The following is a 23,910-nucleotide window of genomic DNA, read 5'->3' as shown; positions in this document are numbered from 1 at the left end:
TCGATTTCCCCTTCACATTATCTCCGAATCCCCTAAAATGAGGCAGTTGCTATCTTCCCACCTCAATGCCCGGTGCGAAGGCAGCATCGTCAGTAACGGTCGAACCAAGGAGGAAGACACGTGACTACTGCAGTCGCATGGATGGCCCCCGTGTGCGCCTTGATTGGCGTCTGCATGGCGGGCTACCTGGGTTCCTGGGTGCTCAAGCAGGACCCGGGTCCCGACAAGATGAACAACATTTCGCTGAAGATCCAGCAGGGCGCCAAGGCGTTCCTCATGAGCGAGTACAAGCTGCTCGTCATCTTCATGGTGATCGTCGCCATCGTCATGGCCGTGGCGCTGTCGCCCATCACGGCGCTCGCGTTCGTCACCGGCGGCGTCATGTCGGCCGCCGCGGGCTACGTCGGCATGCACGTGGCCACGCGCGCCAACACCCGCACGGCCCACGCCGCCGAGGAGTCGGTGGCCAAGGCGCTCAACATCAGCTTCAAGTCCGGCCTGACCATGGGCCTGTGCGTGGCGTCGTTCGCGCTTCTGGGCCTGTCGCTGTGGCTCATCGCCATGGTGTTCGGCATGGCTGTGGGCGTGGACATCAACGCCGAGCTGGCCGGCCTCATGCACACGAACATCGGCATGGTCGAGGGCTTCGCCACCGGCGCTTCCGCCGTGGCGCTGTTCGCCCGTGTGGGCGGCGGCATCTACACGAAGGCGGCCGACGTGGGCGCCGACCTCGTGGGCAAGGTCGAAGCGGGCATTCCCGAGGACGATCCGCGCAACCCGGCCACCATCGCCGACAACGTGGGCGACAACGTGGGCGACGTCGCGGGCATGGGCGCCGACCTGTTCGAGAGCTACACGGGCGCCATCCTGGCCCCCACCATCCTGGCGGCCACCTTCGGCGCGCTGGGCGGCTACTTCGCCACGGGCGACCTGGTGTGGGCGCTCGTGACCCCGGTCATCATCGCCGGCTGCGGCATCATCACGTCCATCATCGGCCTGTTCGCCGTGCGTGCCAAGGAAGGCGCCGCGCTGCACAAGGCCTTGAACCGCGGCACCTACGTCGCGGCCGGCATCGAGATCGTCGTGATCTTCTGCCTGTTCTACGTGTGGAGCACGCAGTCCGTCGACGCGCAGCCGCTGTGGCTGTTCGGCTCGGTGCTGTGCGGCCTGGTGGCGGGCCTCGCCATCGGCAAGATCACCGAGTACTTCTGCTCCGACAAGTACAAGCCGGTGCATAAGATCGCCGACGCCGCCGACACGGGCGCGGCAACGGTCATCATCGAGGGCATCGGCACGGGCATGCTGTCCACCATCGCCCCCATCGTGCTGGTGGCGCTGGCCATCATCGGCGCGTACACGTTCGGCAACATGGCCTTCCCGCTCGCGTCGGCCGAGGGCGGCATCGCCGTAGGCCTGTTCGGCGTGGGCCTGGCCGCCACGGGCATGCTGTCCAACACCGCCATCACCATCGGCGTGGACGCCTACGGCCCCGTGGCCGACAACGCGGGCGGCATCGCCGAGATGGCGGGCCTGCCCGAGGAGGTGCGCGACCGCACCGATGCCCTCGACGCCGTGGGCAACACGACGGCCGCCATCGCGAAGGGCTTCGCCATCGCGTCCGCGGGCCTGTCGGCCATCTCGCTGTTCGTGTCCTACCAGGCCACGATGCACCATGCCATCCCGAACTTCGAGCTGACGCTCACCGATCCGCTCATCGTTGCCGGCATCTTCATCGGCGCCATGATGCCGTTCATGTTCGCGGCCCTCACCATGGGCGCGGTGTCGCGCGCGGCCCACGCGATGGTTGAGGAAGTTCGCCGCCAGTTCCGTGAGATCAAGGGCATCATGACCTACGAGGCCGAGCCCGAGTACGACAAGTGCGTGGCCATCTCCACCTCGTCCGCGCTGCGCGAGATGATGCTGCCGGGGTGCCTGGCCATCATCGTGCCGGTTGCCATCGGTTGCTTCAACCCGGCCATGCTCGGCGGCTTCCTGGCCGGCGCCGTGGCCACGGGCATGCTCATGGCCATCTTCATGTCCAACGCCGGCGGCGCGTGGGACAACGCGAAGAAGTACATCGAGCAGGGCCATCACGGCGGCAAGGGCTCCGAGGCCCACAAGGCCGCCGTCGTGGGCGACACCGTGGGCGACCCGTTCAAGGACACTTCGGGCCCGTCCATGAACATCCTCATCAACCTGATGACCATCGTGTCGCTGACGTTCGCGCCGCTGTTCATCATGATCCAGGGCCTGTTCTAGATCTTCCTGCGGAAAGAGACGCTCTTCTCGGGGACCTCGGCGCCAAGCCGGGGTCCCCGTTGTTTTCCGGGCGGGGGGGGGTGGCCGCCTCGTGGGCCGAAGGACCGCGCCCTGCCAGCCAGCCCGAAGGGACGCTACGGCTGCTTTAGTGGGGGCAAATGCTCCGACTTCCCCTTTGACGCATAGTCGACGATCGTGATCGTGCCGCATGCGCAAAGCACCTTGCTCATGTCTGCGGCGATTCAATATATGACTGAAAAAGTAATGGACAAAAAGGATCGGTAGTCTATAGATTTTGGACGGAAATCAAGCGGCAGTGAATGCGGCGTTTTCTAAACGCCTGGTAGCAGGCCCGGTGTTTTAACTATCTTTTATCCAGAATAACGACAACTGCCCCTTTTTGTCACGGCACCGTATGCCCCGCACGTTAGGCGGCTGCTTCGAGGACAACTGCACGCGAAGGTCGTCAGATTGTGCCAATCAGCCGATTGTGCGCCAAACAGGGTCAAACAGGGAATAAGAACAAATGTTTGCCCATTGCCGTATTCTATGGTATGTTCGGAGAGCACGCTGTTTCGCAGGAAGGAGGCTGCGCGTGATCGTCAGCGCATCGCGGCGCACGGACATACCCCGGTTCTTCATGGACTGGATGCTGAACCGTCTGGAGGAGGGGTACGCGCTCGTGCGCAACCCTATGAGCCGCACGCAGGTGAGCCGTGTGGCACTCGGCGCAGGGGCGGTGGACTGCCTGGCGTTCTGGACGAAGGACCCCGAGCCGCTGCTCGCGCAATCCGCTCGCCTGGAGCGTGCGGCGCCCGCCCCGTATTTCGTGCAGTTCACGCTCAACGCCTACGGCGCCGACGTGGAGGCGTGGCTGCCGCGCAAGGTGGAGCTCGTGGAGACGTTCCGCGAGCTGGCGCGCGTCCTGGGCCCCGAGCGCGTGGTGTGGCGCTACAGCCCCATCTTGCTCGGCGGCCCCGGCGGACGCTACACCGAGGAGCACCACCTGCGCTACTTCGAGACGTTCGCCCGCAAGCTGGAGGGTTTCACGCACGCGTGCCGGTTGAGCTTCCTGGACGTGTACCCCAAGATCGCGCCCCGCATGCAGGCGCTGGGCCTCTTCGGCGTGCCGGAGGGGCGGAAGGCCGCGCTCGCGCTGCGTCTGGCCGAGATAGGCGCCGCGCACGGCATGGAGGTGGGCGGCTGCGGCGATGCGGCCCTTGCGCAGGCTGGCCTGGCGGGAACCGGCTGCATCGATGCGGCGCTCGTCGCGCGCGTGGCCGGGGTGGATGCGCGGGCTGGCTCGCCGGCGGCGCCGGGGGCGTGTCGCTGCGCGCCGAGCGTGGACATTGGAACCTACGATACGTGCGCCAACGGCTGCGTGTACTGCTATGCGAACCCGGGCGCGCGGCGGGCGGGCGTCGAGCCGGGGCCGCCGAGCCCGGACGGCTATCCGGGGAAGGGCGCCGCGGGCTACGGCGAAGGTAGGGCAGGCGGATGTGCGGCGCCGCGCGGTCCACGGGCCGCACGGGCGGGGGACGGTGCGGCCTGGCGCCTCGCGCGCTACGATCCTGCCGCGCCGATGCTCTGCGACGCCCTGCGGCCGGGCGACGTCGTGACCGAGCGCGCCATGCCGCCGCTGCCGAAGGCCACGCTGCCGCTGTTCTGACCGACCGGGGACGGCGCCGTCGGCTGGACCGTCCGTGGGCGACGGGCGGGGAGGCGGGTGGGCGCTGCGGAGGGCGGCGCACGGGCGCCGGGGAGCCGGTGCCGGAAAGCAGAGTCCGCGTGACGGGCGTCGGCCGCAGGAGGCGGCGCAAGCGCCGAGCGCTTGTCGCACGCGACGTGCGCCGAAGCAGGAAACGGGAGCGCCCTTTGCTTCGGGTGCTTGCTAGCGCAGGTTGCTCACGTGCTGGCAAGCGTCGCCGTAGGGCACGTAGCGGTAGGAGGCCACGACCTCCTGGCCGTTCGCGGGATCGAGCGCCACGAAGTTGTCCAGCGTGAGCGCGTCGGGGTCTTGCGCGTCGCGGTAGCCGATGAGGCAGATCCAGTGCTCGCCGTACGGGCCGGACACGTGGGCGACCGTGGGGCGCCCGGCCGCGATCTCGTCGTAGGCCTCGCGCAAAAGCGCCCCATCGGAGCCGAGGGAGCGGAACGACGAGTTACCGCCGCCCCAGCCGGGCCAGGTGCAGCAGCCGCATCCGTAGAGGGCGTGGTCGTTGGCCTTCCCGGTGAGCACCGCGTCGCCGTAGGCGCAGGCGTAGCCCGGGCAGCACACGGCATGCCCGCCGGCGCTTTGGTTCCCGATGGCGGCTATGAGGGCCGGGTCGTACGCGAGCACCTTGTCGGTGCGCTGCGCGGCCGCGGCCGCCGCCCGCTCGGCCTGCTGCCGCTCGTAGACGGCCTGCGCTGTGACGAGTACCTGCAGGTCAGCTGTCGGGGATGCCGCCGTGTCGGCCGCGGGTGGGGCGGGCTCGTCTGCCGAGAGCGATGCGGCGAGGAACGACGAGGGGGAGGGAAGGGGAGAGGAAGAGGCTGCGCGAGCCAACGGCAGGCTCTCGTCGCCTGCCCCTGCGCGATCGAGGGCTGCCGCCGACGGGGCGACCGTCGTCGCCGGGGCCGCTTCTGCCCGGCCGGCAGGCAGGGAGAGCAAGAGCAGCAAGGCGAGCGCCGCTAGGTATGCGGGCGCTGCCGAAAGGGTGCGCGATGCCATGGTGCAGCATCCTTTCCACGGCTGTGTCGGGTTCGTTTCGAGGGTGTTTGCAGCCGTCGGCATCCGATGGTAACGAAACGGCAACGTTCGAGGCAGCGGGCCTGGTTGAAACCTGTCGAAGCATCACATCGCGCACACGCCTTCCCCACAGCTCCTGCAACGATTCTCCACGGTGCGCCGGGCGGCCCCGGATGCGCAGGGGCCGCGAGCCCTCGACCACGGATCGGGCGGACCGGCTCGGGGCGGCGGGCCGGTCTTTCGATGCGGAGGCTTAACGTCAAGGATGCGGCGTGCGGCTCGCGCGCCGGCAGGAGCGGGGCGTGCGCTACAATGCGGGAAGGGCGCGGCCGCGCGGTCGCGGTGCTGTGCAGGGAAGCGAAGGAGGCGCGCCATGGGCGCACAGGATATCGACGTCGTCATCGTAGGAGCCGGTCCTGCCGGCATCTTCTGCGCGCTCGCGCTCGTCGAGCGCGGGTTCGCGGGGCGCATCGTCATGCTGGACAAGGGGCTGGCCGTGGAGGACCGTGCGTGCCCCAAGCAGGCGGGCGGGCCGTGCGCCGGCTGCGATCCGTGCCGCATCACCACGGGGTTCTCGGGTGCGGGAGCGTTCTCGGACGGCAAGCTGTCGCTTTCGAGCGAGGTGGGCGGCGACCTGCCCGACCTCATCGGCCACGAGGCCGTGCAGGCGGCCATCGGAGAGGTGGACGGCGTGTACCTGGCGTTCGGCGCCGACGGCCGCGTGGAGTGCGCCGGCCCGCGCCCGGAGGTGGACGGCATACGCCTGCGCGCCATCGAGGCGGGTCTCAAGCTCGTGGACTGCCCGCTGCGCCACCTGGGCACGGAGCGGGCGCGCGAGCTGTACGCGCGCCTCGAGCGCCACCTGGCTGACGCGGGCGTTGACCTGCGCTTCCGCACCACGTGCACGCAGGTGCTCGTGGAGGGCGATGCCTGCACGGGCGTGGTGGCCGAGGGCCCCGAGGGCGCCTACGAGCTGCGCGCCCGCCATACGGTGGTGGCCACCGGCCGGCGCGGGGCCGACTGGCTGGAGCGCATGTGCCGCGAGCACCGGATAGCCCACGGCCCGGGGCCCGTGGACATCGGCGTGCGCGTGGAGGTGCGCAACGAGGTCATGCGCACGGTGAACGACGTGCTGTACGAGAGCAAGCTCATCGGCTATCCCAAGCCCTTCAAGAACAAGGTGCGCACGTTCTGCCAGAATCCCGGCGGGTTCGTGAGCCAGGAGAACTACGACGGGGGCCTGGCCGTGGTGAACGGCCACTCGTACAAGGAGCGGAAGTCCGCGAACACCAACTTGGCCATCCTGTGCTCGCACAACTTCTCCGAGCCGTTCGACCAGCCCATCGCCTACGCGCAGAAGGTGGGCGAGCTCACGAACATGCTGGGCGACGGGCGTATCCTCGTGCAGCGCCTGGGCGACATCCTGGACGGCAAGCGCACCTGGGACAAGGAGCTGCTGCGCAGCAACGTGGCGCCCACGCTGGGAGACGCGGTGGCCGGCGACATAACGGCCGCCATGCCCTACCGCGCCATGACGAACATCCTGGCCTTCATGCTGGCCGTGGACAAGGTGGTGCCCGGCTTCGCCGCCCCCGAGACCCTGCTGTACTCGCCCGAGCTGAAGTTCTACAGCAACCGCGTGAAGATGGACGAGGGCTTCCGCACGAGCGTCCGGGGCCTGCGCTGCCTGGGGGACTCGAGCGGCTGGACGCGCGGGCTCATGATGGCCTCTGTCATGGGCTACTTGGCGGGAGGCTTGCTCGCCGACGCCTAGAACAGGGGAAACGCGTGCGTACTCCATCTGCGTGACACGCTGCGCGCAGGCTGCATGACGAAAATCAGCCGTCTGCACGATAGCCGGGCGGTGCGCGCCGGTCCATACTGCGGAGCTGTTGAAACCGATGGGGGCGAATCCCCCGCGCATTGGAGGCGTACTATGAAGATCCTCGGTATGGGCATGCCCGAACTGCTTATCATCCTCGGCGTTATCCTGCTCATCTTCGGCCCGAAGAACCTGCCGAAGCTCGGCGCCGCGCTGGGCTCGACGGTGAAGAACCTGCGCGAGGGCCTGGGCGGCGACAAGAAGGTCGAGAGTGCTGACGACGAGGCCGAGATCGTGGAGTCCGAGGACGAGGACGCCTCCGGCGACGACGCCGAGGGCGACGAGCCTAAGGCCGCGAAGAAGGTGCGCGCCCGCAAGGCCGCCTAACCCGCTATCCCGCGCGCTGCGCGCAAGCGCATGCGCTGTTCCTTCCCTCGAGCGCGAACTCCCTCCTCGCGCTCGGCCACGCGCCCGTGCAACCGCACGGGCGCGTGGCCGTTTCGGGGGAGTTTACCGGACGAGCACGTTCGTCCGTGCTCGTTTTGCGGGTGCGCCCGCTGCGGGGCCGGCCGCGCGCCGGCATGCGCTATCATGGGGCTTTCGGTATCCGCAGGGGAAAGGAGGCCCGGGCATGGGCGCGCATCGCCGTGGCGGCAGGGCCTCCCTGCGCGCCGTCGCAGGGTTCGCCTGCAACCAGGGCTTCGTCTTCTCGCTGTTCTACATGGGCGCGAACCGGGCGTTCGGCGAGGGAATCCTGTCGTTCGAGCGAGCGGACCTGTTCGGCACGCTGCTGTTCATGATAGCGTCGTTCGGCCTCCTGCGCGTGGCCTCCTCCAAGGCGCGCGGGGCGCTGCTCGCGCGGCCTCTTCTGTGGTGCTACGCCGTGCTGCTCGTGGTGGGCTCGATCGTGCCGGCGCTCGCCGGGAATCCGGCTCCCGCGAGCCTTGCGCTGGAGAGCGCGCTCGTGGGCCTGCCCGCCGGGCTCATGCTGGCTGCTTGGGGCCGCGCGCTGGGCGGGCAGCCGCTGGCCCGTGCGCTGCCGGCGGTGTTCGTGGGTTCGGCCGTGGGCGCCACGGCCTGCTTCGCCATGGCAACGGTGCCGGTGGAGGGAGCCGCCTTCTTGCTGAAGCTGCTGCCGCTGGGCAGCGCCTGGGCGCTCCAGGCGCTCGTCTGCGCGGGCTCCCAGCCCGACAGGGGCGGTCGCGATGCGGGAGGCGGCGTTGCGGAGGCCGGCGCCGGCGCCCGCGATGACGAGGCCCCTGCGGCCGGCAGGGCTGCAGCAGCCGAGACCGTGCAGGTTGCCTCGGCCGCCTTTGCCGCCGGCGCTGCGTCCACGCCCCGCGCCGTGCGGGGCGCCGAAGGCCCGAAGTCCCCGCTGTCGCTGCGGGCGCTGCTGGCCACGCCTGCCGAGCGGGCGCAGACGGCGCGCCTTTCGTTCAAGATGGCGGCCGGCACTGTGCTGTTCGGCTTGGCGGCGGGCTTCATGGAGACGTACGGCTCCGATCCCGGCATGGCTTCCACGCCCGCCTTCCCTGCGACGCTGCTGCTGTTCGTGCTGTTCTGCATTGCGGCGCTGCAGCTTCTGGCCACGGGGGGCCTCGACCTCGAGGCGGGCCCGGGTGCGGCATCGGGCCCGGACGCCGCATCCGCCGACGACGGCGCGCCCGCAGAGCCCGAGGGCCCGCTCGACGACGTGTACCGGCTGGCCGCGCTCGTGATGATGGCGGGGTTTCTGTTCGTGCCCGTGCTCGGCGACTTCGGCGTGCCGGGCGAGGCCATCGTGCTGGCGGGCTACCTGGGGCTGTCGGCCGTGCTCGTGTCGCTGTTCCTGGTCATGGCGCGCATCACGGGGCAGGATGCGGCGCAGTCGTTCGCCCGCGGCTTCACGGCCCTGTTCGCCGGGGAGATGGCCGGCGTGGCGCTGGGCAACGTCATCGACGTGGTGGCCGGCACCGAGCAGACGCCCTCCGTCGTGGTGGCCTGCGCCGGCCTCGCGGCGCTCTACGCCTTCCTGTTCCTGTTCACCGAGCGCGACTTCCGGGCGCTGTCCGTCATCGCGCGCGACGCCGACCGCTTCGACGACGCGTGCTCGCTCATTGCCGCCGAGCACGGCCTGTCCAAGCGCGAGGCCGAGATCCTGCCCTTCGCGCTCAAGGGCCGCACGGGCGAGCGCATCGCCGCCGAGTTCTACATCTCGAAGAGCACGGTGGACACTCACCTGCGCCGCATCTACGCGAAGTGCGGCGTCCACGGCCGCCAGGAGCTCATCGACCTGGGCGAGCGCACCGAGCGCCGCCTGTCGGGCCGCTAGCGCCCCTGCCCAGGTCCCCGCCCTGCGGCCTCCGGGCCCTCGCCCGCCTCATCCTGCGCCGCCCTTGCGCGGAGCACGGGCCTTCTCCGCCTCCTGGCCGCTCCTGCATGCCTCGCGGGGCCCGGATGGGGTACAATCGCGATCATCGAAGGGTGGGGGCTGGCACGGCGGGCGCCCTGGCGAGGCAAAGGCGGGAGCGGCGCATGGGACAGGAGAGAACGCGGGGCCCCGGCCGTTGGAGCCGGGTCGACGTCCAGGTGTCGATGGTCGCGGCCGTCGTCGTCGCGCTGTCGTTTCTGTGCGTGTACGTGTTCAACTACCAGATAACCTACCGGGACATGATATCCACGCTCAAGGAGCGCTCCGACAGCATCTACGGGTACGTCGAGGACGCGCTGGACAAGTCCACGTTCCTCGTTATCGAGGGTGCTGACGACGTCGATGGCGACGACGATCCGGCCCGTCCCGCCTACCGGGAGATGAAGGAGTCGTTCAAGGAGGTCAAGGCCGCCACCGGCGTGCGCTATCTCTACACGGCGAAGCGCGCGGCCGACGGCACGCTCGTCTACCTCGTGGACGGGCTCCCCTCGGAAAGCGACGATTTCCGCAACCCGGGCGACCCCATCGAGCAGGAGATCGTCGGCGATATGGAACGCGCCCTGGCCGACGAGGTGGTCTACCCGACCGACATCAAGTCGACCGACTGGGGACACATCTTCGTGTCGTACTATCCCATCCACGACGAGGGGAGCGTCGTGGGCGTCGTGGGCATCGAGTTCGATGCCGAGCGCCAGTTCGAGACGTTCCGCACGGTGCGCATCGGCACGCCGCTCATAGGGGTCGCGTTCTGCCTCGTGGCCGTGGCCGTGTCGGTGGTGCTGTTCAGGCGCATCTCGAACCCCGCCTACCGCGACCTGGCGAACACGGACTACCTGACGGGGCTCAAGAGCCGCAACGCGTTCGAGGTGGACGTGGCGAACTGGAACCGCACGGGTGTCCGGGTGGCCGGGGTCGTGGCCGTCGACGTCGACGGGCTGAAGGCGGTGAACGACGAGCTGGGGCATGCGGAGGGCGACGAGCTCATCCGCGCGGCGGCCGGGGTCGTGTCCTCGTGCTGCGGGGGCTTGGGGCCGGTGTACCGCGTGGGCGGCGACGAGTTCGCCGTCTGCTGCTTCGAGCTGGACGAGCGCGCCGGACGCCGCATCGCCGACGACCTGCGCGCCGCCTGCGCCGCCGTGGGCGTGGCCGGCCGATCCCTGTCGCTGTCCGTGGGGTGGGCGGTGCGGGAGGCGGGCGAGGATATCATGCAGGCCCACCGCCGCGCCGACGAGCGCATGTACGAGGACAAGGCGCGTGCCCACCGCGGCCGCAGGCCGGGGGAGCATGCCGGGGGCTCCGGGTTCGGCGAGGCGGCGGGATCGCCGGAGCCTCCGCCGCCCGGAGGCCGAGGCGCCTGATGCGCCCCGGCGCGGCCGATCCCCGTCCCAGTCCGGCCGAAGCCGCGCCGAGACGGGGGTCGGCCCCTAGCGCGCGGGCATCTCGAAGCCCTCGAGCGCGCGGTTGAGGAAGTCGTTCAGCGGCTTCATCCGCTCGAACTCGCGCGCGGCCGCCTCGGCGAAGCCGGGCGCGGCCACGTCCTCGTCGGGCACGGGCAGCTCCAGGTACCAGCTCTTGAACTTGAGCCAGCCGGCCTGCGGGTGCGCCGCGTCGAAGCCCTGCGGCACGCGCTTGAGCGCCTCGCCCTCCACCTGTAGGGGCGCGAGGCCCTCCACGACGCGCTCCCAGGCGTCGCCGTCCGCTGCGATGGCGCGCCGAACGCGGTCGGTGGCGTCCCTGAACATGGCCGCGAACAGCCCGCCTCCCAGAAACGAGCGGCCGCCCGGCCTGACCATGAGGTAGTAGCCCACGGGCACGGGCAGCTTGCCCGCCGGCCCCACATGGGCGCGCAGCGACGGGTTATAGGGCGACTTGTCGTTGGAGAAGCGCGTGTCGCGCGTGAGCTTGAACGTGAGCTTCTTCGGGTCGTGGCCCAGCACGGCGGGGTCGAACGCGCCCACGCGCTGCTGCACGTCGGCCACCAGGCCGTCGAAGGCGGCAAGGGCACGGGCCCGCTCGGCCTTCGTCTCGGCGAACCAGGCGCGGTCGTTGTGGGCCTCCAGCTCGGCCAGGTAGGAGAGCGCCGCGCCCATCCCGGCATCGACCCCGGCGCCCCTCTCGGCCGTCATTCGGACACCGCCTGCGCGAACACGTCCGAGGCCACGAGGCTGCGGGCGAATGCGGCCGCGTCGGAGGGACAGCGGTAGCGCGGCAGCGACGCGAACGCGCCCGATGCGTCGTCGAGGAGCTCCATGGCGTCGGTGCGCGCCTCGGCCGACGGTACCCTGGCGCCTGCGCCCGCGGCGGGCTGCGCACCTGCCGCGCGGCCCTCGACGGCATCCTCGGCCAGCTCCTCGAGCGCCTGGAAGCCGGGCCGGGCGGGGTCGATGCGGTGCGTGGCGATGGCGTAGTCCACGCGCCGCGCGCAGCGGCAGGGCCCGCCGGCCACGCCGCAGTAGGTTGTGAGGAACTCGGCCATGCGCGCCCGCGCGCGAGAAAGCCGTTGGCGGTACGCCTCGGGCGTGATGCCGAGCGCGTCGGCTGCGGCGCGGCTGTCCATCTTGAACATGGTGCCCAGCACGAACGCGCTGCGCCCCTCCACATCCAGGCACTGCAGCATGCCGTGCATGCACGACACCTTCAGCTCGCGTTCCAGCAGGCTCCTGTCCGCGCCGCCGGCCAGGTCGGGCACGTCGCGCTCGCGACCCGAGGCGATGTCCTCTCCATATACGTCGAAGCTCACGGGCCGCTGGGCGAACAGGCCCTTGCGGTAGGTGGCCAGATGGTTGAGCGCGATGCGGAACACCCAGGTGGAAAACGCGCTCTCGCGGCGGAACCCGGACAGGCGCGTACACGCCTTCACCAGCACCTCCTGCGTGGCGTCCTCGGCGTCGGGCACGGTGCCCAGCATGCGCAGCGCCAGGTTGAACACCCGGTCCTGCACGCCCGCCAACAGCTTGCCCAGGGCTTTCTCGTCCCCTGCGAGCGCGGCGTCGATCAATGCGTTCTCGTCGGTCATGCGGTTCCTCTCTCGTTCTCGCCGTCAGGTCGGGACACGGGCCGTTGCGCGGGGCCTTTGCGGCCGAGGCGGGCGCGCCCGCGCCCTCTGGTGCATTGGACGCTCCTGCGACCCCGCGTGTGACAGGGAAACGGAAAATTCCGGAAAAGCTGCGATCCGCATGCCCCGACGACCGTGGCGCCGCGCACCGCAGAACGGCGCCGCACGGCCGGCCTACCAGCCGCCTTCCGCGAGCGTCTCGCCGGCGAGCGACTTGAGCGCGAACGCCCCGCGCTCGTACACGGCGTAGCCCGCCGCGCCGTCTTTCGGGAGGGACGTGCTGCCGGGGTTCGCGAACAGCACGCCGCCGCGGTCGCCGAGCTCCTTCACGTGGGTGTGGCCGGTGAGGAGCGCGCTGCCGGGCGCGAGCGCGGGCGGGTCGTCGGGCGTCATGCGCGGCACGTGGCCGTGCGTGAGGTACAGCAGGTGCCCGTCGGCCTCCACCAGGGCGTAGTCGGCCAGGCAGGGGAAATCGAGCACCATCTGGTCGACCTCGGCGTCGCAGTTGCCGCGCACGGCCGTGATGCGCGCGGCCATGCCGTTCAGCACGGCCGCGACCTCCCGGGGCGCGTAGCCCTCCGGCAGGTCGTTGCGCGGCCCGTGGTACAGCAGGTCGCCCAGCAGGAGCACGCGGTCGGGCGCCTCGGCCTCGATGCGCGCGGCAAGCGCGCGCACGGCCGGCGCCGCGCCGTGCAGGTCGGATGCGATGACGAGCTTCATGGGACCTCCGATCAGTGGGGAGTTCCCAGTGTAGCGCACCGCCTCCCGACACGCGACCCCGCTGCACCGAGACCGCCCGGCGCCCAAGCCCCCATCTGCCTCTTCCGGCTCATCCGAGGTCGGCGCAGTAGCCGCGGGTGACGGTGCGCAGGGGGCTCTCGGGGAACAGGTGGGCGAACAGCGACGTGAAGTACCGGTCGGTCATGGACGCCAGGTAGTCCACCACGATCTGGTTCGGCTCGCCGGCCAGGTACTCCTCGGGCGTTATGGTGGCGGAGCGGGCGGCCAGGCTGCGCACGTGGTGGCGGAACACCGGCGAGCCCTCGTCGCCGCGCACGAGGTCGTCGAGCAGGCGCGCGTAGAGCTCCTCGAACATGGCGCCCACCACGTTGCCGTCGTTGCCCGCCATGCCCTCGCGCGCGTAGATGAGCTCGTAGTTCTGCCGCTTCGCCCGCTTGAGGTCGTCGAAGGCGGCCTCGGAGAGCGCGATGCGGTCGGTCCCGTAGCTCTCGTTCACGATGTCCACCGTGAGGTTGTTGATGATGCGCGCGTTGTCGCGCCCCAGGTAATCCGACTCGAACGCGTCGAGCGAGTCAACCACGCCCAGCTCGATGGCGTCGTAGCGGTCCTTGCCCACGTAGGCGATCATGTCGGCCACGCGCACGACGCAGCCCTCGAGCGTGGAGGGGCGCAGCCGGCCGATGGCGCCCTCGTCTGCCGTGCAGGCCTCCACCAGGCGGTCGAGCTCGTCGAAGGAGGCGGTGCTGCCCGTGCGCAGCACCTGCTGGGCGAACTCGCCGTTGTGACAGAGCACGCCGTCGAGCGTCTGCAGGCTCACGTTGCGGCGGTACAGCCGGTCGAGCACGCGCACGGAGTGCACGTTGTGGTTGAAGAAGCGCCCCGTGCGCTCGTGGTAGCACTGCGAAAGGTAGCGCTCGCCGGCGTGCCCGAACGGCGTGTGGCCCACGTCGTGTCCGAGCGCGATGGCCTCGATGAGCTCGCAGTTGAGCCCCAGGAGCGAGCCGATGCCCCGCGCGATGCGGCTCACCAGCTGCACGTGCAGGCCGCGCCGGCAGATGTCGTCGTTCTCCACGAACGAGAACACCTGCGTCTTGTCGGCGTAGCGGTTGTACGCGGGCACGTTCAGGATCTTCTCGATGTCGCGCGCGAACGCGGGGCGGGCGAGCGTGGCCTCGTCGTGGGGCTTCGGCTCGCGCCGCACGACGTCGGCATCGTCGAAGGCGCGCGGGTGCCGGCGCCCCGCCTTCCGGTCGGCGCGGATGGCGGCCTCGACCTCGGGGTCGAGCGTGCGGTAGGGGATGCTCGTGCGTTCCATAGGCGTCCTCTGCGAAGAAGCGCCGCCGCGGCGGCGCGCGTCGTGTTCGTCGGGGACATTGTAGCGCACGGAGGCGCGTCCCGCCGCCTGAACCGCGCAGCGAACGAATGTTTCACGCGAAGCGGGTGGGTGGCGGGAGGGCGCCGATCCACGATACGGGTGCCCTGACGTCCCCTTTGACGCATGGACGGTGAAGCGGATCGTGCCGTATGCGAAAAACGCCTTGCGCATGCCTACAGCGCTTCGATATATGACTGAATGCATAAGGGACAAAAAGGCCCGGTAATCTATAGATTTCGGACGGAAACCAAGGGATGGCGAATGCAGTGTTCGCGAAACACCTGGTAGCACCCCTGGTGTTTTGACTATCTTTTATCCAGAATAAAGAAAACTGCCCCTTTTCGTCCACAGCACCGCATGCCCCGTGCGTCGAGGGGATGCCTATGAGAGGTGCGGCGCGTCGTGGTGATGCCGCCGAACGTGCGACCGACCCTGCGCGGCGGGCTTCGCGGAACCCGATGCGGCCGAACCCGGGCCCCTTGGCTCGGCGCCAAGGGGCCCGCCTCGATCAGTACCGGTACAGCGCCGCCATGCCGGAGTCGCCGGGGATCTTCTCGGGGGCGAGCTCGAACACCTCGGCGTCCTGGGCGAGCGCCGCGCGGGCGAACGCGTCGGCCAGCTCGGGGCCCTGGAAGCGGCCGTGCGGCTCGCGCTCGAACAGGAACACCTCGCCGGTCTCGTCGTCGAAACCGCCGGGGATGTAGGCGCCTTCGGCCACGAACAGCGCGCGCACCTTGCGCTCGACGAGCGCCAGCCCGATGGCCGAGAGGTCGGTGGAGCCGCCGCCGTGCGGCGCGGCGTCGCCCAGCTTCTCCAGCAGCTCGTCCGCGCGCGCCTCGCGCACGTGCTCGATGACGGCCTTGGCGTCGGCCAGCAGCTCGGGCGCCTCCATGCCGCCGATATCCTTCTCTATGCCCTCGTGCAAAAGGCGCGGCACGGTGGAGATGCGGCGGAAGGCGGCCTGGTGCTCGGGCAGGCTCACCAGGATGACCGGCAGCTCCGTTCCCTGCGCCAGGTACTCCGTCACCACCTTGTTCACGTGCTGGAAGAACTTCCCGGCCTCCTCCTTCCGCACGTCGTTGCGCGACTTGTAACCGTGGTAGGGCGGCATATGGTTCTCGAGCGACGAGTAGTCGAGCGCGCCCTCGTGGCCGTCGTACACGAGGGGGAATTCCTCGCTGAACTCGTCCAGCACGTCGGCAGGCAGCTCCACGCGGTCGAGCGAGCCGAAGTCGCCGTGCACGAACGCGAAGCGGTCGGCCGACAGCCCCAGCAGGAAGTAGCGCGAGCCGAACGAGAAGTTCTTGAGCAGCGGGCGCACGTAGAACCGCTCGCCTGCGAACGCGAGCGGACCCGCCACGTAGCCCAGCTGGTAGAGATAGGCGCGGTCGTTTCCCACGAGCACGGCCAGGCTGCCGCCGGGCACGGGGCTCGCCAGCTCCTCCAGCCGTGCGGCCACCTCGTCCAGCCGCGCGTCGACGCCCGTATGCTCGCGGTGCGCGAACTCCTGGGCGAGCTTGCCGCGCGCCTCCTCCACGAGGCCCTTGAACCGGATGCGGTCCTCCTCGGCGCCGGCGCGGCCGTGCGTGGGCAGGTAGAGCGATACCAGGGGAGGCTCCTCGTGCTCGAAAAGGGCCGAGTCGAAGTCCGCGAGTACCGAGATGCCGTCTTCCATGGGTAACCTCCCGTGTCCGTTTGCTTGTCCGTGGGCGTGCGTCGGCGCTCCCGGCCCGGACGCCGGGGCGCGACGCATCGGCCCAGCATAGCAACGCGCCCGTAGGCCCGCCCGACCCCGCGACGCTCTGTAAGCATCCGGTTGGCAAGCTGCTGACAACTCGGCGCGGACGCGCTTGCGCTATACTGTGCGGAAGGGCGGGACGACGAGACGGAAGGGCCGTGCATGAGGAATCGGGAATGGGTGTACGCGGCGATCGCGGTGCTGAGCTTCGTCCTGATGACGGGCAGCCTGGTGCTCGCCTTCGGCAAGGGGGGCGAGGGCCTGTCGGGCGCGCGCGACTTCATCCCGGCCATCGGGTTCGGCGCCCTGTTCCTGGTGAACCTCGTGCTGGCCAAGCAGAACAGGCGGAGGTAGCGGGGGCGCATGGCGGGCACCATCAGCGAAGAGGACATCCAGAAGGTGCGCGAGGCGTCCGACCTCGTGGCCATTATCGGCGAGCGCACGCCCGTGAAGCAGCGCGGCCGCGACTTCTGGTGCTGCTGCCCGCTGCACAACGAGAAGACGCCCTCGTTCAAGATCGACCCCGTGCTGCAGCTGTGGCATTGCTTCGGCTGCAACGAGGGGGGCGACGTGTTCGGCTTCCTCATGAAGACCGAGGATCTGTCGTTTCCCGAGGCGGTGCGGAAGCTGGCCGAGCGGGCGCACATCGACATCGCCGACACGGGCGGCCGCGGCGGCGTGCCGAGCTCCAAGAAGGCGCGCCTGAAGGCGGTATGCGAGGCGACGGCCGCGTTCTACCACACCCAGCTCATGCGCAACCCGGACGCCGACGCGGCCGCCGCCCGCAGCTACCTGGCGGGCCGCGGCCTGGGCGGCGACGTTCCGCGCCGCTGGCGGCTGGGCTTCGCGCCGGGGCGCGGGCAGCTCGTGCGGCACCTGTCCGCGCAGGGCTTCTCGGCCGAGGAGATGGTGGAGGCGAACGTGGCCATGAAGGACCGCGGCGGCAAGCTGCGCGACCGCTTCTTCAACCGCGTGATGTTCCCCATCGGCGACGCGCAGGGCGAGTGCATCGCGTTCGGCGGGCGCGTCATCGGCAAGGGCGAGCCGAAGTACCTGAACTCGCAGGAGACGTCGGTGTTCCACAAGTCGCAGGTGCTCTACGGGCTGGACCACGCGAAGGCGGCTATGGCCGCCACGGGCGTGGCCGTGGTGGTGGAGGGGTACACCGACGTCATCGCGCTGCACGAGGCCGGCATAGGCAACGCGGTGGCCACGCTCGGCACCGCGCTCACCATGCGCCACATACGCCTGCTCGCGCGCCACGCGCAGCACAAGATCGTGTACCTGTTCGACGGCGACGAGGCGGGGCAGCGCGCCGCCGACCGCGCGCTCGGCTTCATCGACGACTCCATGACGCCGGAGGCGGGGCGGGCGAAGGTGGAGCTGGCCGCCGTCACGCTGCCGGACAACCTGGACCCTGCGGAGTTCGTGGGCGCGCGCGGCGCCGACGCGCTGCGCGAGCTCATCGCGCGCGCCCAGCCCCTGCTGAAGTACGGCATCGAGCGCCGCCTGGCCGCGCACGACCTGGGCAGCGCCGAGGGTCGCTCGCGCGCGCTCGTCGACGCGCTCGCGGTGCTCGCGCCCATCAAGGACTCGCTTCTGGCGAAGGACTACGCCGTGCAGATAGCGAGCCGCTGCCGGGCCCGCGAGGAGGACGTGCTCGAGCAGCTGGCGCGCCTGGAGCCGCCGCGCCGCGCCGCCGAGGCGGATGACGGCGGGCCGGGCCGTGCGGGCGCACCCGCAGGCGACGGGCGCCTTCCCGCGGCGGACCCGGGAGCCGCGGCCCCGGGCGGGGGCGCGCCGCGCCGCGCGGGGCTGTCCCAGCCCGAGGCGAACCGGCGCCGCTTCGAGCGCGAGTTCCTAAGCCTTGCGGCCCAGCACCCCGAGCTCGCCCTGGCACACGCTGACGCGCTCGCCAGCACGCAGTGGCACGAGCCGGTGCACGCCACGCTCGCGCAGAGCATGCTGGCCACGCTGGCCGAGGACCCCGCCGCGCCCGCGGCGCGCGTCATCGGCGACGCCGCCCGCGTGCTGCCGCAGGCGTCGGGCATCCTCACGTCCGGCTCCATGGCCGGCGCGACCGAGCCGGAGCCGCTCGCGCGCTTCCTGGCGGAGGAGCTGGCCATCGGCGACGCCGAGGACGCCGTGGCCGCCCTGCGCGCCCAGCTGTCCGACCCGTCCGCCCTGCCCGCCGACGAGTACGAGATGCTGTTCCAGACCGTGACCGCCATGCAGAAGGACCTCACCCGCCGCCGCCTCGCGCACAAGGCCGTGTAGCACGAGGAGGGGCACGCCCAAGGCCGGCTGATGCGAGGTTCGCCCGCTCGCGCTCTCTTCATTCCGCCTGGCGCCACCTCGGCGGCACGGACGACATGGTATACTCGAGCAAAGAGAAAGGAGTCGCCATGAGTCCCTTCGTCTGGCTGGGCGTCGCCGCCGTCATGGGCGTCGTCGAGATCGTCTCGCTCAGCCTCATCACCATGTGGTTCGTCGTGGGCGCGCTCGTCGCGTTCGCCGCGAGCCTGCTCGGCGCCGACCTCGTCGTGCAGCTGGTCGTGTTCCTCGTCGTCTCCGTGGCCTGCCTCGTGGGCCTGCGCCCCGTGTTCGTGAAGTACCGCGACCGCGGCAAGCAGGAGGAGCCCACCCATGTCGGCCAGACGGCCGTCGTGGTGGAGGACGTCGACAACGACGGCATGACCGGCCGCGTGGAGACGGACAACCGCATGACCTGGGCCGCGCGCTCCGCGGACGGCCTCCCCATCCCCGCGGGCGAGGTCGTGCGCATCGTGAGCCAGGAAAGCGTCAAGCTCATCGTCGAAAGGAAACGCTGATGTTCCCCTTGAACCCCCTCACCATCGCCATCGTCGTGGTCGTCGTGCTCGTGGTGCTGTTCTCCGTCACGTGCATCAAGATCGTGCCGCAGGCGCAGGCCGCCATCGTGGAGCGCCTGGGCTCGTACCTCACCACCTGGAACAACGGCCTGCATGTGAAGATCCCCTTCATCGACCGCGTGCGCGCGGGCATCACGCTCAAAGAGCAGGTGGCCGACTTCCCGCCCCAGCCCGTCATCACGAAGGACAACGTGACCATGTCCATCGACTCGGTGGTGTTCTTCAAGATCATGGACCCGAAGCTCTACGCCTACGGCGTGGAGAACCCGCTCGTGGCCATCGAGAACCTGGCCGCCACCACGCTCCGCAACATCATCGGCGACTTGGAGCTGGACACCACGCTCGTGTCACGCGACACCATCAACGCCAAGATGCGCTCCATCCTGGACGAGGCCACCGACGCGTGGGGCATCAAGGTGAACCGCGTGGAGGTGAAGAACATCACGCCGCCGGCCGCCATCCAGCAGGCCATGGAGAAGCAGATGAAGGCCGAGCGCGAGAAGCGCGAGGCCATCCTCTTGGCCGAGGGCGAGAAGCAGTCCGCCATCACCGTGGCCGAGGGCAACAAGCAGGCGCAGATCCTGGCCGCCGAGGCCGAGAAGCAGGCCGTGATCCTGGCCGCCGAGGCCGAGCGCGAGAAGCAGATACGCGAGGCCGAGGGCGAGGCCGCCGCCATCCTGAACGTGCAGCAGGCCACCGCCGACGGCATCCGCATGGTGCGCGAGGCCGGCGCCGACAACGCCGTGCTCACCCTGCAGGCCTTCGAGGCCCTGAAGACCGTCGCCGACGGCCAGGCCACGAAGATCATCATTCCCTCCGACATCCAGGGCGTGGCCGGCCTCGCCGCCAGCCTGAAGGAGATCGTGGTGGACAAGTAGGAGTCGCTTGCTTTCTTCCCCTTCTCACCTTGGGTTTTGTGGATGTTTCCCGCATGCTACTGGACAAGGGGCAGACGAAACCGCACAATGTCCCCATAAGGAGCTTTTCCGCGTCCCGGCCTGCGCCGGGACGCGTGCGATAAGGAACGAGAGGGACGTGTCTTCGTGATAACCATCGTGCAATCACCGAACCCGTTGCTGAACACGGTCTGCGAGCCGTGCGATTTGGGCGACAAGGGCCTGCGCAAGCTGGCCAAGCAGATGGCCAAGGCCATGTACAAGAACGACGGCTGCGGCCTGGCCGCGCCGCAGCTGGGCGTGACGAAGCGCCTCGTGGTGGTGGACTGCGACCAGGCCGAGTCCGGCGAGCAGGACCCCATCGTGCTGGTGAACCCCGTGCTCGTGGACACCCAGGGCGACCCGGTGGTGGAGGGCGAGGGCTGCCTGTCATGCCCCGGCATCTCCGTGCCCATCGCGCGGCCGCCGTGGGCGCGCGTGCGCTACTTCGACCTGGACGGCGAGGAGTGGGAGATCGAGGGCGACGGGCTTTTGGGCCGTTGCCTGCAGCACGAGCTGGACCACCTGGACGGCGTCACCATGTTCGAGCGCTGCGATCCCATCGCGCGCATCCAGGCGCTGCGCGACTACGAGCTGGCGCGCGCCGCGGGCGCGAAGCCGGGCGAGACGTCGCTCGATACGCGGGTGCGCTGACCATGCGCGTCGTGTTCATGGGCACGCCGGAGTTCGCGGCCACCATACTGGAGGACCTGTCCCAGCAGCACGAGGTGGCGGCCGTGTACACCCGCCCCGACGCCGTGCGCGGGCGCGGCAGGAAGCTGGAACCGTCGCCGGTGAAGCGCACCGCCGAGCGCCTGGGGCTGCCCGTGCTCGAACCGCGCACGCTGCGCGACGAGGCCGTGCAGGCCGAGCTGGCCTCGTTCGAGCCCGACGTCATCTGCGTGGCCGCCTACGGCGCCATCCTGCCGAAGGCAGTGCTGGACCTGCCGCCCTTCGGCTGCCTGAACGTGCATGCGTCCCTCCTTCCTCGTTGGCGCGGCGCGGCGCCGGTGGAGCGCGCGATACTCGCGGGCGATGCCGTGGCGGGCGTGTGCATCATGCGCATGGAGGAGGGCCTGGACACGGGCGCCTACTGCGTGTGCCGCACGGCGCGCATCGACGGCAAGACGGCCCCCGAGCTCACCGACGAGCTGGCGAACCTGGGCTCGCACGCCCTGCTCACGGCCCTCGTCCACGTGCAGAGCGGCGCGGCCGAGTGGACCGAGCAGGACGAGTCGCAGGTCACTTACGCCTCGAAGGTGGGGAAGCGCGAGCTGGACCTGGACCCTCGGGATACGGCCGAGGCGGCTGTCCGCAAGGTGCGCGCCTCGAGCGGCGCCCACCCCGCGCGCGCCGTCGTAGCCGCCCGCCCGGTGACGGTGCTCGCGCTGCGTTCCGTGGAAGACGCCCGCGGGTGCGAGCTGGCAGGGGGGCTGGCGGCGGGGGAGGTGCGCTTCGCCGGAAAGCGGCTGTTCCTGGGCTTCGCCGACGGTGCGGCCGAGGTGGCTTCCGTCAAGCCCGACGGCCGCCAGGCCATGGACGCCAAGGCGTTCGCCGCCGGCGTGCAGGGCATCAAGCAGGAGACGCTTTCATGGGAGGCTGCGCATGAGTGACGAGAAGACCGCGGGCCGTCCGTCGAAGGCGAGCCCGGCGCGCCTCGCGGCCCTCGCCGTCGGCGGCGACGTGCGCCGCCGCGACGCCTACGCGCAGGACGTCATCGCCCGGCGCATCGACGGCTCGCGTATGAGCCCGGAGGACCGCGCGTTCGCCACGCGCCTCGCGCTGGGGGTGACGAGCAGCTGGGGCACGCTCGACGAGGTGCTGGACCGCGCGCTCGACAAGCCCGGCGACGTGCAGGACGACGTGCGCGACGCGCTGCGCATTGCCGCCTACGAGATACTGTTCCTGGACAAGACGCCGCATGCGGCCGTCGACCAGGGCGTGGAGCTCGTGCGCTCCGTGCAGCCCCGCGCCGCCGGCCTTGCCAACGCCGTGCTGCGCCGCGTGGTTGCCTTGAAACGCGACTTCCCCTTCGGCGACCCCTCCCGCGACGTGGCGGCGCTCGCGCGCCTGCATGCGTTCCCCCTATGGCTGGCCAAGCGCCTCATAGTCGACTTGGGCCCCCAGGCGGCCGTGGACCTCATGCGCGCCTCGAACGAGCCCGCGCCGCTGTTCGTGGCCGTGAACGAGGCGAAGGCGACGGCGGAGGAGGTGCGCGCGGCCCTGGGCGAGGCGGGCGCGGACGTGCGCCCGGTGTCCATCGACGGCGTGGAGGTGCCGGGCTGCCTGCAGGTTGCCGAGCCGCGCGCGCTGCAGGACGGGCGCGTGCGCCGGCTGTTCTCGCAGGGCAAGCTGCTCGTGTCGGACGCGGCCTCGCAGCTCGTGGCCGCGAGCGTGCTGCCCGCGCACATGCCCGCGTCGTTTCTGGAGATAGGGTCCGGGCGCGGCACGAAGACCATCCTCTTGCAGAGCGGCGCCCTGCGCGCCTACGGCAGCCAGATGGAGCTCGTGGCGCTGGACAACCACGCGTTCAAGACCGACCTCTTGCGCGAGCGGGCCGTGGAGTACGGCGTGCACGTGGCCGACGCGGTCACGGGCGACGCCACCATGCTCGGCGCCGTGCTGGGACGTCGCCGCTTCGACGCCGTGTTCATCGACGCCCCCTGCTCGGGCCTGGGCACGCTGCGGCGGCATCCCGAGATACGCTGGCGCCTGACCGAGGAGCATCTGGGCGAGCTGGCCGCGCTCGGCCTGTCGCTCCTGCGTTCGGCGGCCGGCCAGGTGGCGCGCGGCGGCCAGCTGGCCTACGCCACCTGTACCGTGACCCATACGGAGAACAACGCCGTGGTTAAGCGCTTCCTGGAGAGCCCCGAGGGTGCCGATTTCGAGCTGGCCCCCATCGCTGGCAAGGCGTGCGTGGCCACGCGCCTCGCGCCCGGAACCCCCGACGCGCACTTCGCCGTGCGCTTCGTGCGCAAGCGATAGGGCGCATGCCCGGCCGGCGCGCCGGGCACCTGCGACGCTTTCCCGGGGCCGGCCGGTTGGGGCTTCTCGGTCGACCCGCAAGCGCCGTGCTCCGCTTATCGGCCGACTGGCGTTTTTTGCCGGACGGCCGTGGACGCACGGCGTCCCTTCCTCCGGTTTATTGCGCGTCCGCCTGCGGAGATTTCGGCCTTCTGGGGCCGAAGCCGACCGATTTGCTATACAATGGGAAAACTTTTTACCAGGCAAGGCAGGGCCGCCCCCCATCCAAGCGACGCTGCCGCGACGTTGAGAAGGAGGTCAAGCGACTATGGAGCCGAATATCGAAGAGGTGGCAGGGCGAATTCGGGCGCTGCGCGAAGACCTCGACATCACCCAGCAGGAGATGGCGGACGCCACCGGGCGCACCCTTGCCGAGTACGCCGCCCAGGAATCGGGCGCGCAGGACCTGTCGTTCACGTTCCTCTACAAGTGCGCCGAGCGCCTGGGCGTGGACGTCATCGAGCTGCTCACCGGCGAGAACCCTCACCTGTCGGGCTACTCGCTCACGCGCGCGGCGGACGGGCTGTCCATCAAGCGCCGCGCGGGCTTCGAGTACCTGCACAAGGCCCCCCACTTCAAGAACAAGCTGGCCGAGCCGTTCCTGGTCACTGCGCCCTACCTCGAGGAAGAGCAGGATGCTCCCATCCACCTGTCCTACCACGTGGGCCAGGAGCTCGACTTCATCCTGTCGGGCAAGATGCGCTTCGCCTACGAGGACCATATCGAGGAGCTGGGAGCGGGCGATCTGCTCATGTACGACTCCGGCCGCGGCCACGGCATGATCGCCACCGGCGGCGAGCCGTGCACGTTCCTGGCCATCGTCATGAAGCCCCACGGGGACGCGATTATCTAGGCGCCGCCACCTCTCCTCGGCTCGTCGCCCTTGATGGGCCGAGGCGGGCGTCAGGTCAGGCGCCGACGCATCGATG

The 23,910-nt window shown here is 70.2% G+C and carries 20 protein-coding genes; 14 read left to right on the top strand and 6 right to left on the bottom strand.

Annotated features, from left to right (window positions below):
- Nucleotides 1-141: 141 nt before the first annotated feature.
- Both K9U15_RS08060 and K9U15_RS08055 read left to right on the top strand, forming a co-directional pair.
- Nucleotides 142-2,259, top strand: a complete 2,118-nt coding sequence (locus tag K9U15_RS08060) for a sodium-translocating pyrophosphatase (protein WP_301155954.1) — start codon at nucleotides 142-144, stop codon at nucleotides 2,257-2,259.
- Nucleotides 2,260-2,854: 595 nt separating this feature from the next.
- The gene (locus tag K9U15_RS08055) at nucleotides 2,855-3,928 is read left to right on the top strand and encodes a DUF1848 domain-containing protein (protein WP_096226654.1); all 1,074 of its coding nucleotides are present in this window, start codon (nucleotides 2,855-2,857) and stop codon (nucleotides 3,926-3,928) included.
- Nucleotides 3,929-4,150: 222 nt separating this feature from the next.
- On the opposite strand, the gene K9U15_RS08050 is transcribed toward K9U15_RS08055, so the two are convergent.
- Nucleotides 4,151-4,972, bottom strand: coding sequence for a hypothetical protein (locus K9U15_RS08050; protein WP_227115436.1), 822 nt, complete (start codon nucleotides 4,970-4,972; stop codon nucleotides 4,151-4,153).
- A 391-nt stretch (nucleotides 4,973-5,363) separates the two neighbouring features.
- Here K9U15_RS08050 and K9U15_RS08045 point away from each other — a divergent pair, with 391 nt between their 5' ends.
- From K9U15_RS08045 to K9U15_RS08030, 4 genes are all read left to right on the top strand, one after another.
- Nucleotides 5,364-6,764 carry an NAD(P)/FAD-dependent oxidoreductase gene (locus tag K9U15_RS08045; protein WP_096226653.1) on the top strand — a complete coding sequence of 467 codons (1,401 nt, stop codon included), beginning with the start codon at nucleotides 5,364-5,366 and terminating at the stop codon, nucleotides 6,762-6,764.
- Nucleotides 6,765-6,926: 162 nt separating this feature from the next.
- Nucleotides 6,927-7,199, top strand: coding sequence for a twin-arginine translocase TatA/TatE family subunit (locus K9U15_RS08040; RefSeq protein ID WP_096226652.1), 273 nt, complete (start codon nucleotides 6,927-6,929; stop codon nucleotides 7,197-7,199).
- 244 nt (nucleotides 7,200-7,443) lie between these two features.
- Entirely contained in the window at nucleotides 7,444-9,123 is a 1,680-nt protein-coding gene (locus K9U15_RS08035; protein WP_227153925.1) for a helix-turn-helix transcriptional regulator, read from the top strand.
- A 203-nt stretch (nucleotides 9,124-9,326) separates the two neighbouring features.
- Entirely contained in the window at nucleotides 9,327-10,580 is a 1,254-nt protein-coding gene (locus K9U15_RS08030) for a GGDEF domain-containing protein (protein WP_096226651.1), read from the top strand.
- Nucleotides 10,581-10,646: 66 nt separating this feature from the next.
- Here the strand turns inward: K9U15_RS08030 and K9U15_RS08025 are convergent, their stop codons facing one another.
- From K9U15_RS08025 to K9U15_RS08005, 5 genes are all read right to left on the bottom strand, one after another.
- Nucleotides 10,647-11,348 carry a DUF2461 domain-containing protein gene (locus K9U15_RS08025; RefSeq protein ID WP_227115434.1) on the bottom strand — a complete coding sequence of 234 codons (702 nt, stop codon included), beginning with the start codon at nucleotides 11,346-11,348 and terminating at the stop codon, nucleotides 10,647-10,649.
- On the bottom strand, nucleotides 11,345-12,238 hold the full coding sequence (locus tag K9U15_RS08020) for an RNA polymerase sigma factor (protein ID WP_096226650.1): 894 nt from the start codon (nucleotides 12,236-12,238) through the stop codon (nucleotides 11,345-11,347). Before K9U15_RS08020 ends, K9U15_RS08025 begins: the two co-directional genes overlap by 4 nt.
- Before the next feature lie 213 nt (nucleotides 12,239-12,451).
- On the bottom strand, nucleotides 12,452-12,997 hold the full coding sequence (gene yfcE, locus K9U15_RS08015; protein WP_096226649.1) for a phosphodiesterase: 546 nt from the start codon (nucleotides 12,995-12,997) through the stop codon (nucleotides 12,452-12,454).
- Between the two features lie 109 nt (nucleotides 12,998-13,106).
- Nucleotides 13,107-14,333 (bottom strand): deoxyguanosinetriphosphate triphosphohydrolase family protein, encoded by a 1,227-nt coding sequence (locus tag K9U15_RS08010; protein WP_096226648.1) that lies wholly within the window; start codon nucleotides 14,331-14,333, stop codon nucleotides 13,107-13,109.
- A gap of 568 nt (nucleotides 14,334-14,901) precedes the next feature.
- Nucleotides 14,902-16,068 (bottom strand): hypothetical protein, encoded by a 1,167-nt coding sequence (locus K9U15_RS08005; RefSeq protein ID WP_096226647.1) that lies wholly within the window; start codon nucleotides 16,066-16,068, stop codon nucleotides 14,902-14,904.
- Nucleotides 16,069-16,293: 225 nt separating this feature from the next.
- Between K9U15_RS08005 and K9U15_RS08000 the strand changes: the two genes are divergently transcribed.
- The 8 genes from K9U15_RS08000 (at nucleotide 16,294) to K9U15_RS07965 (ending at nucleotide 23,834) form a co-directional block, all read left to right on the top strand.
- The gene (locus K9U15_RS08000; RefSeq protein ID WP_096226646.1) at nucleotides 16,294-16,485 is read left to right on the top strand and encodes a hypothetical protein; all 192 of its coding nucleotides are present in this window, start codon (nucleotides 16,294-16,296) and stop codon (nucleotides 16,483-16,485) included.
- A gap of 9 nt (nucleotides 16,486-16,494) precedes the next feature.
- Entirely contained in the window at nucleotides 16,495-18,408 is a 1,914-nt protein-coding gene (dnaG, locus tag K9U15_RS07995; protein ID WP_096226645.1) for a DNA primase, read from the top strand.
- Nucleotides 18,409-18,536: 128 nt separating this feature from the next.
- Nucleotides 18,537-18,962 carry an NfeD family protein gene (locus K9U15_RS07990; RefSeq protein ID WP_096226644.1) on the top strand — a complete coding sequence of 142 codons (426 nt, stop codon included), beginning with the start codon at nucleotides 18,537-18,539 and terminating at the stop codon, nucleotides 18,960-18,962.
- Nucleotides 18,962-19,900, top strand: a complete 939-nt coding sequence (locus tag K9U15_RS07985) for an SPFH domain-containing protein (RefSeq protein ID WP_087189650.1) — start codon at nucleotides 18,962-18,964, stop codon at nucleotides 19,898-19,900. Before K9U15_RS07990 ends, K9U15_RS07985 begins: the two co-directional genes overlap by 1 nt.
- 165 nt (nucleotides 19,901-20,065) lie before the next feature.
- Complete coding sequence (gene def / locus K9U15_RS07980; RefSeq protein WP_087189651.1) at nucleotides 20,066-20,611, top strand: peptide deformylase; 546 nt, start codon at nucleotides 20,066-20,068, stop codon at nucleotides 20,609-20,611.
- A gap of 2 nt (nucleotides 20,612-20,613) precedes the next feature.
- The gene (gene fmt, locus K9U15_RS07975; protein WP_096226643.1) at nucleotides 20,614-21,570 is read left to right on the top strand and encodes a methionyl-tRNA formyltransferase; all 957 of its coding nucleotides are present in this window, start codon (nucleotides 20,614-20,616) and stop codon (nucleotides 21,568-21,570) included.
- Entirely contained in the window at nucleotides 21,563-22,942 is a 1,380-nt protein-coding gene (locus tag K9U15_RS07970; RefSeq protein WP_301155876.1) for a transcription antitermination factor NusB, read from the top strand. The genes fmt and K9U15_RS07970 overlap by 8 nt, the downstream gene beginning before the upstream one ends.
- A 307-nt stretch (nucleotides 22,943-23,249) precedes the next feature.
- Nucleotides 23,250-23,834: a helix-turn-helix domain-containing protein gene (locus tag K9U15_RS07965; protein WP_087189656.1), complete on the top strand. Its 585-nt coding sequence runs from the start codon at nucleotides 23,250-23,252 to the stop codon at nucleotides 23,832-23,834.
- Nucleotides 23,835-23,910: the final 76 nt, after the last annotated feature.

The organism is Gordonibacter sp. RACS_AR68, assembly GCF_030418485.1.
GTDB lineage: Bacteria > Actinomycetota > Coriobacteriia > Coriobacteriales > Eggerthellaceae > Gordonibacter > Gordonibacter urolithinfaciens.
Note: the sequence above shows the minus strand (reverse complement) of the source record. Positions and strands in the feature narration are given on the sequence as shown.